This window comes from Psychroflexus aestuariivivens (assembly GCF_004010055.1).
Lineage (GTDB): Bacteria > Bacteroidota > Bacteroidia > Flavobacteriales > Flavobacteriaceae > Psychroflexus > Psychroflexus aestuariivivens.
Window position 1 is genome coordinate 13,244 of record NZ_RQVT01000046.1, and the last position, 14,929, is coordinate 28,172.

Genomic DNA, 14,929 nt, shown 5'->3' on the forward strand with positions numbered 1-14,929 from the left:
TGCATAATGCTTCTGGCTCTTAGCTTTTTTTTTCTTGTTGTCTCATTCTAAAGTAGAATTGGTATTAAAATTTGATACTCCGAAGTCAATTTAAGCACTAATTTTAAGTAGCCTTTTCTTCGTCTTCATCATCGTCAAAACCTTTTCTTGTCATGGTTCCCCACCCAGATTCAATTTTGAAAATCTTTTTATAATAACCTTTGATTTGTGCAAAAAGCATGATCGGATGAAATAAAAATGGCTCGAGATAGGCTGCAATCAAAAGCTTACCAACTTGACTGAATTTATTATAATGCGGGAAATTTTTGGTGTACATATAAATGGCTGTTGTAGAAAAAATGCAGCCAAGTATGTAAGCGAACAAAAATAACAACAAAGTTATTTCCCAATTGATCCAACCGAAAATACTGAACACGATAATAATAATTAGTCCTAAAAACTCTATTATAGGTGCACCAAATTCATAAATCCACCAAAAAGGCAAATAAATTCTACCCATTTTTCCGTATTTTGAATTAAAGGTGATTTCTCTGTTGTTGAAAAGCGTCTCCCACAAACCTCTTGCCCATCGGTCGCGTTGTTTTGCAAAAATCTCCCAACTTGATGGCGATTCTGTCCAACATAATGTTTCTGGAATATAAACTAATTTGTAGGGCAGATTTAAATCCTCCATATGTTTTCTCATCCTAACGCATAATTCAAAATCTTCGCCTACGGTTTTGTTGTCGTATCCACCGACCTCAACCAGACGATTTCTAGGAAACATCCCGAAAGCGCCAGAGACCAACATCAATCCATTGACGCGACTCCAAGCCATTCTACCCAGCAAAAATGCACGAATGTATTCTACAACCTGAACTCTAGTCAGGTAGGATTTAGGTACTTTAAGCTGTTTTAGAATTCCATTTTTAATTTCAGAATCGTTGACGATTCCAATGCCAGCCCCACTGGCAATCACTTCACGATTGGTTTCTTCTAGAAATGGTCTGACCATTTTCAAAATGGCATCTTGTTCAATAATGCAATCTGCGTCTGTACATAGAACCAGCTCTGACGAGGCAAAATTAATACCAGCATTAATGGCATCTGCTCTCCCTCCATTGGCTTTATCAATAACCGTAATCTGTTTGTATTGCGGATTTTTACTTTTATACAGCCCGCGTACTTCAGCCGTAAGTATGGATTCTGTAAAAAACTGAATGCTTTGACTTTCCAGTTCAAAAGTAGATATCAATTTTTCTAAAGAATCATCGCTACTTCCATCATTCACCACTATCAATTCATAAAAAGGATATTGAATAGAAAGCAGTGATTTCACATTGGAGACAATGGTTTTACCTTCGTTGAAAGCTGGTGCTATAAGGGAAACCGTTGGAATATCAGTAGCACTGGAAATGTCTTCAACTTCTAAAAATTGCTCTTTCCTTTTATTTCTTTTAATCGAACGTTTTGCCAGTATAATAAAAGCAAAATACCAACTTAGTAGGGACAATCCATAAATAAGAAAGAAAAAACTAATGATATAAAATAATATGTCTGCCAAACTGAATTTTTTTTAAGCTGGAATATTTTGTTTCAAAATTGGACTGAAATGGTTTTCAACTTCACCTGTAAAACCACTATTCCATAAGTGTTTTGCTGCGGTGAGTTTGACCATATAATCTCTGGCTGTCAATTGTGATTTGAAAAAATCTTTATTCGAACCAATATCATATTGACTAAGAATTTCTAAGATCAAAATTTTATGAAAATCTTCTGGAATCGCTGCAAAATTAATTTTTATTTGGTCTAAGTGTTCATTTGTTAAGTCGAATGAGCCTAAACAGCTAATCGCTACTTCACGAACATCGTAAACTTCGGATTGCATTTGATGAATGACGAAGGAAATATATTCTTCGATGTTGAACTTTCTTATAATTCTGATCAACAATTCGATGCCAGAATTTGTGATTTCTGGATGGTTGATTGCTTTTTCCAACTGCTCAATCTCAACTTCAGGATAGTAATCGCTTAGTTTTTCAACGATTTTGATTTGTTGCCATAGTGTAATGGTGTTTTTCAAATAAGCTAAAAATCTTAAACTCGACCAACCCATAAAAATCAAAATTCCGATTTGTGCTTCACGTCTAACGTAAATATTTTTATGATTTCGAAACTTAATAATATGTTTGGCGTGCTGCTTTTGGTTCATTTCATAAATTTCACGAATGCCTTCAGCTTTATTGTACCATTTTCTTTGTTTGGTTCTGTTGTAAGAAAAATTATAAGGTGGTAATTTCTGGTATAATAGATTTATTTTTTCGTGACTTTCGCCTATGAAAAGACCGCCTGCATCAATCATTAAATCCACGTACAATTCTACTCGTTTTGGATGTTTTTCGTCCACGCCCAATTGCTTCATTTGGCGTTGAATTTCTAAAAAATGATGCTCATCAATATCGCCATAAAGGTGTTCGCTAATCACATCAGCTACAAAAGCTTTTAGCTTTTTATGATATTTCGTTTTAAAATAGGCGGATATAAGCCTGAAGCACATCAACAGGAGAATAAGCACCAAAACAGCAAGTGCAATAAAAATGGCCAAAACAAGCAATTCTTTAATTGACATAAGCTTTTAATTTTACTTCCAAATCATCCAAATCAAAGGGCGTTTCAAAATAGGCATCGGCACGTTCGATTTCAGCCAAATTGGTTTTGATTTTAGACAATTCCATTTCACTGACAATAATTAAGCGCTGATAAGACAAGGATTTACTAAGTTGAGACAAATGTCCTAAAGGTGAAATTCCATCAAAAATAATATCTGTAATCACTATGTCATATTTATTTAAGGCTTGTTCTTCAGTCAATTCATTTAATGCGTTGATATCTAGTGTTTCAAAACCAAGACGTTCACACAATCTTGCTAAAATGCGCCTTAAAATAATATTGTTGATAAGTATGAGTGTTTTTAATTTCATAGCGTCTCACAATATAAGGAAATATATCGAAAACAAAAGTGTTCCTGAATTGACACCAATATCAGTTTGTTGAATACAGCTGCTGTGGAAGAATTCAATACTTGAAATCGATGCGCTCTTTATTGAAAAAGGTGTCATTTTCAATAAAGCTCTACAAAATTGACATTCAAATTATTAAATAAAATTTTCTGACTTAATATATATTTTTGAGTATCTTTAGCAAAATTAAAACCATTAAATATGAAACGACAACTATTTTTTGTGATTTGTACTTGTTTCAGCTTTTATGGCATTCAAGCCCAAATTAGTCCAATACAGGATTATTCATGGAAAATTGATCGTATAATCACTGAAGACGAGACCTACATTCCACCCGAAAACACCAGTTTTAGCAATAATGTATTCACTGCTGAATTTCAAGCTAATAATTATATTTTTGGTTATTGTTTAGAAGTTGATGGCACGCTAAGCTTCGATGATGCGAATCAAAATTTTACAATTTCTGAATCGAGTAGCGCATTAGATTGTGGCCAAGGTTCTAGCGCAGAAGAAGCTGAAGCGCTAAACAATCTTATGGATTTAGAAATGTTTTTTTCAGAAGAATTTCTTCACGATTGGGGCGGAGCCGATAATTTTCATAATCCTTTTTCTTATGAATTCTCTTACGATGCTAACATGATTTATTTAGACATCACAAACGGTGAAGGCAGTGTTGCTAAATTTTATGTCAACACCTTAGGTTCCGAGGATTTCGGTAACAATGATTTAAGTCTTTCGCCAAATCCTGTGAAAGATGTGCTTTACGTCAGAAGCGAAAATGCTCTTCAAATCGATGATATTCAAATCTTCAACCTCAACGGACAGATGGTCAAACAAATTGGTACTGTGAAAAACTCACAAATCCTAATGAATGATTTGGAAAATGGCGTTTACATTTTAAAAATTTCAAGTAAAAACCGTTCTATCCATAAAAAGATCATCAAGCAGTGATTCTATAAGAATATTTTGCTTGGAACACTCCGATGCTGATTGTTTTGATTTTCAGTAGGAAAAAGAAATATTTCAGAAAAGCATCTACTCTGACTGTTTCAGGTGTTTTGGATTCTTCTTCCATAATGAAGACCAGCCGCCACCATAATTTTTTTCGATTTTCCCTTTTACTGAAGCAAATAGAAGCACCAATACGCCTACGCCAATATCGCTAATTATTGCTATATTATTTTCATATCCTAAAACCCAAGGTGCGATTATAAGCCAGATTGCAATCGGATAGTTCCATTTCCTAAGCACACGTGTGGCCTCCCAAAAGGCAATTACTGAAAAAGTTATAATCACTGGACCAAGAATGTGTCCATTATCTGCAGCTAAGGAAGAATACTCAAAAAAGCTAGGAGCAATCATCAGCCATAAGCCTAAAATTGTATTTATAATTCTTGCCCACATATTATTTTACTTTTTCGATTTCAGACTGAACTCCCCAAAAGGCTTTCCATGTTGAAGCCTCGGATTTTTTGACTCTTTGCATAAATTGCAAACTGGCAAGCATTTCATCCATTGCAGGACCAATCATCGCAATAGAAATTACAGCCGAACAAAGACATAAGGTACACCAAGCAGAAAACAAAACAGGTTGAAATACTACTAACATGACACTTACAAATCCAAGAGGACCAACTGCCAGTCCAAATACAATAACAATCCATGGCATAGTTTTCCAGCGTTTTGTTCCACCGATTATTCCAGTAACTGCATCCACAAAATATCCTATTGCGCCTATTGCAGCATCGGGAATTGGCAGCACATGTGAAACTTTAGAGTTCAGAATTATGACACTTCCATCTCCGAAAAAAGGTTCCCATACTGTGTCTATAATTTCCAACTGATACAAAGCCAGGTAACTCGCAATAAAAACACCAACTACGGCTAAAATAACAATAGGAATTCTTTGATCCCAAGTTGCTGGATTATAATCCCATCCTGGCGGAATATAGCTTGGATTGTTTGCCATTATTTCAGATTATTTTCCTTATACCAAGCATCGGGATCTTCTTTGAGATTGTCTATGATTTCTGGAAGTGTATCCATAAGTCGGTGTTTCGGTTCCCAATCAATATATTTTTTTGCTCTACTAATGTCCAATTCATAATGGTCATCGGATCGATCGATCATCCATGGTTTTATAAAAGGATCTCCCACCAGATCGCGTGCCCAAGCCCCTGTTTTAGCAATGGATTTTGGAATCTCATGAGTTTCCCATTCATCTTCTCCATGAATCAGTTTACCTATTTTATCCTGAAGTTCTTTATAAGTAGGTGTTGTCGGTTCACCGATGTTCAAGGCAAGATCTTCGGGCAATTCATCTCTTCTATCCACTGTTTTTACAATGGCATCCAGGACATCTTCCAAATGAACAAATACATCACCAAAGTTCATATCTCCAGAATAGAAGTGACTGATGAGGTCTTCTTCATAAATTCTTTTGATTTGCTGACTTATGGGAATAGAATTTCCCATATTATTATAAATACCTGCAATTCTAAGAAATGCAGTTTTTATATTTTCATTATTTTCTTTAATGATATTTTCTGCACTAATTTTTGACTCTGGATATCCCCAGTTGGCTTCAATAGGAGAATCCTCATCAATTTTCACCCCAGGTTCTACAGGTTTGTATATAAGATCCGAGCTTGCATAAATGAATTGATCAACTTCAAAATCTTGTAGCTGACTCAAGAATTTTCGAGTGCCTTTAACATTGATTTCTTCGTATCCTGGGCTATCTTCAGTGTTGAAACTGTAAAATGCTGCCAGATGTATGACCGATGCGATTTTGCTTCCGTATCCGTATCTTATTCGTTCCATAGCTGAATCGATGCCCTTTTCATCAGTAATATCGAAGTTTACACATTCTGCTTTCAATGGAGGGTAAGGCGGTCCTACCCGATCAAGTCCTACAACCCTGTAATTTTCAGCTAATTTTTCAATAAGGGGAAAGCCTATTAAACCACTACTTCCACTTATTATGACTACTTCTTTATCTTCATTTCTCGCTCCCGTTTTGGTATGTTCAATTTTTTCATCCATATCTAAAAATTAATTTTATCTCTTCTAAAACTAGTTATAAAGTTGTTTCAAAAAAAATATTTCGAATACTCATTCCTTTCAATTAACCAAATTTTATTAAAAACATGCTTATTTAAAAGCTTTAATGCAATTAATAGTTGTTCAATAGTTAAAAAGTTCTAAACACTCACAAAAATATGCGAAAAGGAAAAGATGATTGAAATATTTTCAAGAATTGTTCTTTTCTTTTACTATTCAAAACAAATAATTTTAAACCTAATAAATCGATCCATTTTCATGACAAATCATGAACTTATCATCACAATTTTATGTTAATCGATTCATGCTTTAAATGATAAATTTTAAATTAAATGACTTACAATTCAAAATTAAAATATAATTTATTTGAAATTTTGACAATAAAGCCGTTTAAAAAAATCTAATTGTGAAGCTCACAAACCCGTATAAAATTGGAGTCATATAATGAACTAAATGAAAATGTTAAGCAGAAGATTGAATTAATTACATAGAAAATATTTAATAGTTTCTTTTCAAACTTAATATCAAAGCTATAAAGCAGACAGTATTGAATTTAATAATAATGAATGATGAGTAACAATGCAAAGGATAGTGTACAAAAAGAAAATCAGGAATGGAAAGATTCGCTGAAATGGATCATCGAAAACAAGTCGACTGAAAGAGCTGGTGAATTATTGCAAATCTTACAAAATCTTGCAAAACAAAAGGGTGTTGAACTTCCAGAATCTATAAATACTGCCTACCAGAACACAATTTCAAAAAGTGAAGAAGAGGATTATCCTGGAGATTTAGAAATTGAAAGAAAACTTATGGCCTATATAAGGTGGAACGCTATGACGATGGTAGTTAAAGCCAATAAGGCCGATGAAGGCATTGGAGGTCATATTTCTACTTATGCGTCCATAGCACAACTTTGGGAAGTAGGGTTTCATCATTTTTTTAAAATACACGACAATAATGTAGCTGATCAAATATATTTTCAAGGGCATGCTTCTCCGGGAATTTATGCCAGAGCTTATCTGGAAGGTCGCTTGGAACAGGAGCATCTTGAAGAATTCCGTCATGAAGCACAATCAGAAAAAGGGCTTTCCTCCTACCCGCATCCTCACTTAATGCCAGATTTCTGGAGTAACCCTACTGTTTCAATGGGACTTGGAGCTATTCAGGCTATTTACAGAGCCCGGTTTAATAAGTACCTTTATAATCGAGAGCTCATTGATAAGGATAATAGTAAAGTTTGGGCGTTTTTAGGTGATGGAGAAATGGATGAGGTTGAGGCTCGTGGCGCCATACATATTTCTAGCAGAGATAAGCTCAATAATCTCATTTTTGTTGTGGACTGTAACTTACAGAGACTGGATGGACCGGTGAGAGGAAATTCAAATATAATCCAGGAGCTTGAGGGAATTTTCAAAGGCGCAGGATGGAATGTTATTAAATTACTATGGGGTAAAGAGTGGGTCGAGTTGATGGAAAAAGACAGTACAGGAAAACTCAGTAAAAAATTAAACTCCCTAAGTGACGGGCAACTTCAGAAGTATGCATTTAGCGATGGTGAATTTATAAGAAAAGATTTATTTGAAAGTGACGACGATTTAAAAACACTGGTTGAAGACTATTCAGATGAGGAACTGGAAAACCTAACTCGTGGAGGTCATGATTCAGAAAAAATATACAATGCTTATAAAGCAGCAGCAGAGTCCAAAGAGAAACCTAGTATCATTTTAGCACAAACTATTAAGGGTTATGGTCAGGGCAGCGCAGGTGAGGCAAGCAATGTATCTCATAAAACCAAAAAACTAGATAAATCACAACTTCAGGAATTTAGAGATTTCTTTGACGTTCCGGTTTCCGATGAAAATTTGGATGAAATACCTTTTATAAAGCCTGAGGAGGATAGTGAAGAATTGAAATATCTTTTAGAAAAAAGAGAAAAGTTAGGAGGTTTTATTCCTAGAAGAAAAGATAAAAGTGATACCATAAAAATGCCAGATCCAGAAATCTTTGAAAGCTTCTTAGAAGGTTCTGATGACGATGAAGTCGCGACCACCATGGCTATGGTTCAAATTCTAAGCAAATTGATGAAAGATGAAAATATTGGAAAGTTAATCGTTCCTATTATTCCAGATGAATCCAGAACGTTTGGTATGGAGTCATTGTTTAGACAGGCTGGGATTTATGCCCCTCACGGACAAAACTATGATCCTGTTGATGAAGATAGTTTGCTCTATTACAGAGAAGCAAAAAACGGAGCTATACTGGAAGAAGGAATTACTGAATCCGGATGCATGGCAGAATTTATTGCCGCCGGCACTTCACATTTCACCCATGGAATCAATACCATTCCATTTTACTTTTTCTATTCCATGTTTGGTTTTCAGCGAACGGGAGATTTGATGTGGGCTGCGGCAGATGCAGGGGCGAAAGGATTTTTGATGGGAGGTATCGCAGGGCGAACCAGTATTCCCGGAGAAGGACTACAGCATCAGGACGGGCAAAGTCATCTATATGCCCTGGCCTATCCCAATTTAAGAGCCTATGATCCTGCCTTTGCCTATGAACTTGCAGTAATAATCGAAGAAGGAATTCAAAAAATGTATGTGGAAAATGAAGGGCTCTTCTATTATATCACAATTAGTAATGACACCTATACAATGCCTGAAATGCCAAAAGATTTGGATCGTGAAGCCATTCTTGATGGATTATATAAATTCAAATCATCTAATACCCGTAAGCGAACTAAAAAAGCTCATTTGTTTGGGAGCGGCGCGATTATGAACGAAATAATTAAAGCAGCTGAACTACTTGAAGATGAATACGATGTAGGTGTTGACATATGGAGTATTACAAGCTATAAAGCTTTATATGATAATGTTATTGATACCGAACGCAACAACCGTTTAAAATCTCAGGTCAATAAAGAACTGAATTATTTAGAACAGCAGTTGGCTGGTGAAAAAGGAATCTTTGTTGCTGCATCAGATTATCTGAAAACTTTACCTAAAAGTCTTGCCGCTCATTTTCCCGATGAACTTATTTGTTTGGGAACCGACGGTTTTGGTAGAAGTGATAACAGGGAATCTCTTCGTAAATTTTTTGAAGTTGATGCAGCACATATTGTTTATTCCGCACTATATGGACTGGCAAAGCAGGAACAAATCACTCAGGATGAATTGAAAAAAGCGGCTAAGAAACTCGATATAGATCCAAAGAAAACAAATCCAAGAACGGCTTAAAAATTTAATTATGGCAAAAGAAATAAAAGTACCTCAAATATCTGAAGGTGTAGATACAGCGACTATTTCTGAAATACTAGTTTCCAAAGGTGACAAAATTGAAGAAGATCAGGGAATTATTGCAGTAGAGACAGATAAGGCTTCAACCGAAATCCCGGCGACTTCTGCAGGAACTGTAAAAGAAATAAAAGTAAGTGAAGGAGATGAAGTAAGCGTTGGTGATGTTATTCTTGTATTGGAAGAAGACGATGACGATGCTGAAGAAGAGAAAAAGGACAAAGAGTATAAAGAGGATAAAGAGGAATCTACTGAAGACAAAAAAAAATCAAAAGAAGAGAAGAAAGAAAAATCTGAAGATAAAAAAGAGCAGAAGGAAACAAAAGATGAAGAAAAAGAGGAGAAAACAGCTGAAAAATCTGAAGAAGATAAATCGTCTAAAAAAGAATCCTCTGGAGATGTCTATGCTTCTCCGGGAGTAAGACGCAAGGCTCGAGAGCTGGATGTTGATATTCAGGACATAGAAGGCAGCGGAGAAAGTGGTAGAATTACCAAAAAAGATGTCAAAGAATATAAAGAAGGGGGTCAGGAAAAATCTACTTCAAAACAACTCGAACTACCTGACTTTAGTCAATGGGGAGCTGTAGAAACAAAGCCTCTCAACAGCATAAAGAAAACGACTGCCAAAAATGTACTGCAGTCCTGGCAATCCATTCCGCATGTGTTTCAGTTTGGAGAAGCAGATATTTCTGGAATTGAAAATTATATAAAAGAACACAAAAAGGAAGTTGAAAAAGCCGGAGGTAAACTTACACTGACTTCCATCCTCACCAAAATTGCAGCTTCAGCGCTGCACAAATTTCCTATGTTCAATGCCAGTATAGACATGGAAAAAGAAGAAATGATTCTTAAAAAATACGTCAACATCAATATTGCCGTGGATACCGATGACGGCTTACTGGTCCCAGTCATTAAAAATGCAGATCAAAAAAACATTAAAGATCTTTCTGTAGAAATTTCAGAAATAGCGCAGAAAGCACGTGATCAGGAACTTTCCAAAGAAGATATGGAGGGAGGTAATTTTTCTATTTCCAATTTAGGCGGAATTGGCGGAACCAATTTTACGCCAATTGTTTACCATCCACAGGTAGCAATTTTAGGTGTTTCTCAAGCTGCAATCCGACCTGTTTACATCAATGACGAATTTGAGCCTCGCACTATACTTCCACTTAGCTTATCCTATGATCATAGGCTAATAGACGGTGCTGATGGAGCTTCATTTATGAATTGGATCGTTAAGGCACTTGAAAATCCGTACGAAGCTTTATTAAGTTAATCTGAAAATTGAAAATGAATGTCAAAACATGATCAAAAAGAGTTAGTTATTATAGGAGCAGGACCAGGAGGCTATGCGGCCGCTTTCCATGCCGCCGATCTTGGACTGAAAGTTACTTTAATAGATCCTGAAGTTAATCCAGGTGGCGTTTGCCTTTATAGGGGATGCATTCCCTCCAAAGCACTTTTACATCTGGCAAAAATCAAAGAGGAAGCTATAAAAGCCTCAGACTGGGGACTACACTTTGAGGATCCCGAGATAGATCTTAAGAAAATTTCCAAATGGAAAGAAAAATCAATCAAGAAACTTACTAATGGCTTAGGTCAGTTAAGCAAATCCCGGAACATAGAGTATATCCAGGGGAAAGCTAAGTTTACAACCGATGATGAACTGGAAGTAAGCCCAAAAGAAGGTGATAAATACAAATTGAATTTTGAAAACGCGATCATTGCCACTGGATCCTCTCCTATCTCATTACCAGATATTGAAATTGATCATAAAAACATATGGGATTCTGCTGATGCTCTTGAACTTAAGGAAATACCTGAAAAGCTACTGGTCATTGGTGGTGGTTATATAGGTTTGGAATTGGGAAGTGTATATTCTGCTTTGGGAAGCAAAGTTTCTGTAGCAGAAATGACTCCAAGCTATCTTCCCGGAACCGATCGTGATTTAGTTGAAGTATTTGAAAAAAATCAACCTTTTGAAGAAGTTTATTTTGAAACTAAAGCTGAAGACATTGACATTACTGAAGAAGGAATAAATATAGTATTGAAAGGTAAAAAGGAAGAACACGAAATGAAATATGATCGTATTTTACTTGCAGTAGGAAGGCGACCTAACTCTGAACATCTGGGTCTTGACAAAATCGGAATCACCACTAATGATAAAGGGTTTATAGAAGTCGATGAGAAACGCAGAACCAGAATAGATCATATTTTTGCGATCGGTGATATCACAGGAGAACCCATGCTGGCTCATAAAGCAAGTCATGAAGGAAGAGTCGCAGCAGAGGTTATTTCTGGTAAAAAAGGCGCAGGTTACGATCCCAAAGCGATCCCGGCTATAGTCTTCACCAATCCAGAACTGGCCTGGTGTGGATTATCGGAAGAAGAAGCTAAAGAAAAAGACAGAGACGTAAAAATCGTAAAATTTCCATGGCAAGCCTCCGGAAGAGCAATTGCCATAGGAGAAGATACAGGTTTGACTAAACTTATATTTGATGCTGAAAGCGAAGTTATACTGGGGGGAGCAGTTGCCGGAAAAAATGCGGGAAGCCTGATTCCAGAAATAGCTCTGGCAATCGAAATGGGCAGCACCGCTTCAGATATATCACTAACAATTCATCCGCATCCAACCCTTTCTGAAACCATCATGGAAAGCGCCGAATTATTTTTTGGAGGGGCAACGCACTACAAGAAATCTTAAAGATTATTAGAAATTTATCCAATAAAAAAGAGCAACAGAAGTCTTTCTGTTGCTCTTTTTTATTTCTCAAAATGAATAATTAATTTTCTATGACCTCAGTTTCAGCTGAGTCTATAACCTTGAACTTTTCTAACTGTTCTTCTTCTCCTGTGAAATATGGGAATACATCCAGAATTGGAGATTCTGTAATAGAAGGAATTGAGTAATCGCTTGTTGTTCCTTCCAATGCCTGATTAGTATTTTCAAAAGCCTCTTTAACATCATTGGCCTGCACTAAAAGATAAATATTTGTTTTTTTCTCTTTCCCGCTTTCTTCATCAAGCGCTATAAGAGAAACTTTTGATTTGAACCAGCGGTCAGAATTTTCAAAAGGATGAACTTCAGAAAAATTGGCCACTTTTAGATTCATGATTCTGAATTCCTCACTGGTGTAAGCTTTCATCTCCTCGTTGATTCTTGTTTCTGCTTCAGTAAATGAAACCGCGTCCAGCAAATAAGTATCCGTGGTTATTTTCTTTTCTCCTGTTTCGTGTGTTTTTCTGTATTTCACCTTACATTCAAACCAAATTACACTCATATCTTAAATTTTTTGAGCGCCAAAAATATGTTTTTTAGCAAGCCTTACCTCCAAAATCTAAGCTAGATTTTCATAATTATTTTCTCTTTTTTATAAATATTTAGTTATCAAGAATTAGCAATTGATTAATCATCACTATTTAACTTTTGGTAAAAATAGCTGAACACAGGATTTAGGTGAACTAAAATATTTCAAATGATTATACTCTTTCAATTTATATAAGAAACAAATTCAGAAGTCATTTAAAACGCTATTTTTATAATTGAGTTTCATAGGTCAGTAGAATTCTATCAATAATTCAAGATGTATTACAGATATAAAAAAGGGAGAGGTTTCACCTACCAGGATGAACAGGGGAAAACCATCAAAAATAAAAATCTGAGAGAATGGTTTGAGTCTTTAGTCATTCCTCCAGCCTGGACCCATGTGGAAATATCTGAAGATAAAGATGCAGACTTGCTTGCCACAGGAAGAGATCTGAAAGGCAGAAAACAATACATCTATCATCCAGATTTCAGGGCACGAAAAGAAGCCAAAAAATTTGACAGAATTATAGAATTTGCTGACCAACTGGAACATATGAGACGCGTCACTGGTCAACATCTTCGCATCAAGAAAAATACACGCAATCGAGTCCTGGCAACTATGGTCCGGTTATTAGAAACTGCATTTTTTCGACCTGGCAGTGAAGTCTATGCAAACGAGAACGATAGTTATGGATTGACAACTCTTCGCAGCAAACACCTGAGTATAGATGATGATAAGATGATTTTTTCTTACGATGGTAAATCCGGAAAAGAACAGGAAAAGGAAATTATTGATAAAAAGTTGACCAAAATCGTTCGGGATCTGGATGATATTCCCGGTTATGAGATTTTTAAATATTACGACGAAGATGGCAATAAAGTGAATGTTACAAGCGATGATCTCAATGCCTATATAAGAGAACATATGGGTGAAGAGTTTTCCGCCAAAGATTTCAGGACCTGGTCCGGAACCATGATTGCTGCAATAGCTTTAGATGAATTGGGTGCCGTTAAAGAAGATGATCAAAAATTGCTGGACAAAAATATACGGAAAGCTGTGATACGCGTGTCAGAAAAGCTTGGAAATACACCAGCGGTAGCAAGAAACTCATATATAGACCCCAGAATTATCGATGAATATGTAGATGGAAAAACCTTGAATTATTTTGAAAGTGAAATAGAAAAATTGCTCAATTCTAAGAAGAGCCTTTCCAGGGAAGAAGTTGGGGTTTTGTATATATTGAAAAATGAGATTGATCAAGATTGAATTATCCATAGCATTAAAGCATTACAAAACGTAGAGTTCTTTCAGTTTTCATTTTAAAAACCCATCATAGCTATCTTGCTAAATTCAGTTATTAAAGTTTCTGCCATTCAGGAGAAAAGTAAGTGGTCCGTCCTCCTACTTTTATCTTTTTGATTTGAGCTTCAGTATGAAAGCAAGTTTCGTCTTCTTTTCTGAAATGCATCAAAAAATGTTCAGGAAAATCTCTATAGTGAGCATCTTTTTCAATAGCTACTTCAATCACTTTTTTCATAGCCTCAAAAACACTTTCAATATCATGTTCAGTCATATTTGCCACTTTTTTCTGAGGATGAATTTTAGATTGATATAAAATTTCATCCGCCATCCAGTTTCCTACTCCAGCAGCAACGCTCTGATCCATGATTATTTTTTTGATGTCTGTCTTACGACCGTTCAAAGAATTTTTAAAATCTTCAAGCGACAGGTCGCGAGCATCGTCACTTAATTTATGTGAAGTTTTAAAATCGGTAATAGAATCTGCAAGATCCCACCAGCCAAATTTTCGCTTATTTTCAAAGGCAAAGTGAAATCCATTTTTAAAAGTTAACTGTAAGTGTCCAAATTTTGGACGATCCTCTTCACTTTTATAATAATTTGGGCGTCCGGTCATGCCAAAATGAATCACCAATATTTTTTTTCCAGTAGTCTTAAGAAATAAATACTTACCAAGACGGTGGGTTTCTTTGAATTCCTGATGAAGCAAATGCTCGTTAAAATCAGATTCAGGCTTCTTGAGCAGTCTGTCATCTCTACAATCCATAGCAACAATTTGCTGATGCAATGCAGTGCTGTCTATATATTTCATGTAATTCTCGACTTCTGGTAGCTCTGGCATATTTTTTAATTTAAAGTTATAAAAAAACGACGATCTATATTCTTCATACTAGAATTTCTATGTTATACTTGAATTACTAGCAAATCTGTTGCTTTTTTGAAATTTTCTTCATCTCCATTTAACTGA

13 protein-coding genes are annotated in these 14,929 nt (G+C 35.7%); 5 read left to right on the forward strand and 8 right to left on the reverse strand.

Annotation, left to right across the window (positions count from 1 at the left end; translation table 11 throughout):
- Window positions 1–103: 103 nt before the first annotated feature.
- From EIG86_RS07980 to EIG86_RS07990, 3 genes are read right to left on the reverse strand one after another with little or no spacing between them, the layout of a single operon-like run.
- Complete coding sequence (locus EIG86_RS07980) at window positions 104–1,543, reverse strand: glycosyltransferase family 2 protein (RefSeq protein WP_127845646.1); 1,440 nt, start codon at window positions 1,541–1,543, stop codon at window positions 104–106.
- 12 nt (window positions 1,544–1,555) lie between these two features.
- Window positions 1,556–2,608 carry a hypothetical protein gene (locus EIG86_RS07985; RefSeq protein ID WP_127845647.1) on the reverse strand — a complete coding sequence of 351 codons (1,053 nt, stop codon included), beginning with the start codon at window positions 2,606–2,608 and terminating at the stop codon, window positions 1,556–1,558.
- Window positions 2,598–2,960 (reverse strand): DNA-binding transcriptional response regulator, encoded by a 363-nt coding sequence (locus EIG86_RS07990; protein ID WP_127845648.1) that lies wholly within the window; start codon window positions 2,958–2,960, stop codon window positions 2,598–2,600. Before EIG86_RS07990 ends, EIG86_RS07985 begins: the two co-directional genes overlap by 11 nt.
- A gap of 240 nt (window positions 2,961–3,200) precedes the next feature.
- On the opposite strand from EIG86_RS07990, the gene EIG86_RS07995 reads away from it, so the two are divergent.
- Window positions 3,201–3,950, forward strand: coding sequence for a T9SS type A sorting domain-containing protein (locus tag EIG86_RS07995; RefSeq protein WP_127845649.1), 750 nt, complete (start codon window positions 3,201–3,203; stop codon window positions 3,948–3,950).
- Between the two features lie 84 nt (window positions 3,951–4,034).
- On the opposite strand, the gene EIG86_RS08000 is transcribed toward EIG86_RS07995, so the two are convergent.
- From EIG86_RS08000 to EIG86_RS08010, 3 genes are read right to left on the reverse strand one after another with little or no spacing between them, the layout of a single operon-like run.
- On the reverse strand, window positions 4,035–4,403 hold the full coding sequence (locus tag EIG86_RS08000; protein ID WP_127845650.1) for an SPW repeat domain-containing protein: 369 nt from the start codon (window positions 4,401–4,403) through the stop codon (window positions 4,035–4,037).
- 1 nt (window position 4,404) lies between these two features.
- Window positions 4,405–4,968, reverse strand: a complete 564-nt coding sequence (locus tag EIG86_RS08005; RefSeq protein ID WP_127845651.1) for a vitamin K epoxide reductase family protein — start codon at window positions 4,966–4,968, stop codon at window positions 4,405–4,407.
- On the reverse strand, window positions 4,968–6,044 hold the full coding sequence (locus tag EIG86_RS08010; RefSeq protein ID WP_127845652.1) for an NAD-dependent epimerase/dehydratase family protein: 1,077 nt from the start codon (window positions 6,042–6,044) through the stop codon (window positions 4,968–4,970). Before EIG86_RS08010 ends, EIG86_RS08005 begins: the two co-directional genes overlap by 1 nt.
- A 584-nt stretch (window positions 6,045–6,628) precedes the next feature.
- Between EIG86_RS08010 and aceE the strand changes: the two genes are divergently transcribed.
- Genes aceE through lpdA form a run of 3 tightly spaced genes read left to right on the forward strand, consistent with a single transcriptional unit; the run spans window position 6,629 to window position 12,059 of the window.
- A complete protein-coding gene (gene aceE, locus EIG86_RS08015; protein ID WP_240032193.1) occupies window positions 6,629–9,298 on the forward strand; it encodes a pyruvate dehydrogenase (acetyl-transferring), homodimeric type in 2,670 nt (889 codons plus the stop codon).
- A gap of 10 nt (window positions 9,299–9,308) precedes the next feature.
- Window positions 9,309–10,631 (forward strand): 2-oxo acid dehydrogenase subunit E2, encoded by a 1,323-nt coding sequence (locus EIG86_RS08020; protein WP_127845653.1) that lies wholly within the window; start codon window positions 9,309–9,311, stop codon window positions 10,629–10,631.
- Between the two features lie 18 nt (window positions 10,632–10,649).
- A complete protein-coding gene (lpdA, locus tag EIG86_RS08025) occupies window positions 10,650–12,059 on the forward strand; it encodes a dihydrolipoyl dehydrogenase (RefSeq protein ID WP_127845654.1) in 1,410 nt (469 codons plus the stop codon).
- A 79-nt stretch (window positions 12,060–12,138) separates the two neighbouring features.
- On the opposite strand, the gene EIG86_RS08030 is transcribed toward lpdA, so the two are convergent.
- On the reverse strand, window positions 12,139–12,636 hold the full coding sequence (locus EIG86_RS08030) for a DUF4494 domain-containing protein (protein ID WP_127845655.1): 498 nt from the start codon (window positions 12,634–12,636) through the stop codon (window positions 12,139–12,141).
- Window positions 12,637–12,939: 303 nt separating this feature from the next.
- On the opposite strand from EIG86_RS08030, the gene EIG86_RS08035 reads away from it, so the two are divergent.
- On the forward strand, window positions 12,940–13,929 hold the full coding sequence (locus EIG86_RS08035; protein ID WP_127845656.1) for a DNA topoisomerase IB: 990 nt from the start codon (window positions 12,940–12,942) through the stop codon (window positions 13,927–13,929).
- Between the two features lie 91 nt (window positions 13,930–14,020).
- Here the strand turns inward: EIG86_RS08035 and EIG86_RS08040 are convergent, their stop codons facing one another.
- On the reverse strand, window positions 14,021–14,803 hold the full coding sequence (locus EIG86_RS08040) for an Fpg/Nei family DNA glycosylase (protein ID WP_127845657.1): 783 nt from the start codon (window positions 14,801–14,803) through the stop codon (window positions 14,021–14,023).
- Window positions 14,804–14,929 lie beyond the last annotated feature (126 nt).

Bases quoted from the DNA above. Each gene is read 5' to 3' on its own strand.
- EIG86_RS07985 (WP_127845647.1), bottom strand. From the start codon at position 2,608: ATGTCAATTAAAGAATTGCTTGTTTTGGCCATTTTTATTGCACTTGCT.
- EIG86_RS07990 (WP_127845648.1), bottom strand. From the start codon at position 2,960: ATGAAATTAAAAACACTCATACTTATCAACAATATTATTTTAAGGCGC.
- EIG86_RS07995 (WP_127845649.1), top strand. From the start codon at position 3,201: ATGAAACGACAACTATTTTTTGTGATTTGTACTTGTTTCAGCTTTTAT.
- EIG86_RS08000 (WP_127845650.1), bottom strand. From the start codon at position 4,403: ATGTGGGCAAGAATTATAAATACAATTTTAGGCTTATGGCTGATGATT.
- EIG86_RS08005 (WP_127845651.1), bottom strand. From the start codon at position 4,968: ATGGCAAACAATCCAAGCTATATTCCGCCAGGATGGGATTATAATCCA.
- EIG86_RS08010 (WP_127845652.1), bottom strand. From the start codon at position 6,044: ATGGATGAAAAAATTGAACATACCAAAACGGGAGCGAGAAATGAAGAT.
- aceE (WP_240032193.1), top strand. From the start codon at position 6,629: ATGATGAGTAACAATGCAAAGGATAGTGTACAAAAAGAAAATCAGGAA.
- EIG86_RS08020 (WP_127845653.1), top strand. From the start codon at position 9,309: ATGGCAAAAGAAATAAAAGTACCTCAAATATCTGAAGGTGTAGATACA.
- lpdA (WP_127845654.1), top strand. From the start codon at position 10,650: ATGTCAAAACATGATCAAAAAGAGTTAGTTATTATAGGAGCAGGACCA.
- EIG86_RS08030 (WP_127845655.1), bottom strand. From the start codon at position 12,636: ATGAGTGTAATTTGGTTTGAATGTAAGGTGAAATACAGAAAAACACAC.
- EIG86_RS08035 (WP_127845656.1), top strand. From the start codon at position 12,940: ATGTATTACAGATATAAAAAAGGGAGAGGTTTCACCTACCAGGATGAA.
- EIG86_RS08040 (WP_127845657.1), bottom strand. From the start codon at position 14,803: ATGCCAGAGCTACCAGAAGTCGAGAATTACATGAAATATATAGACAGC.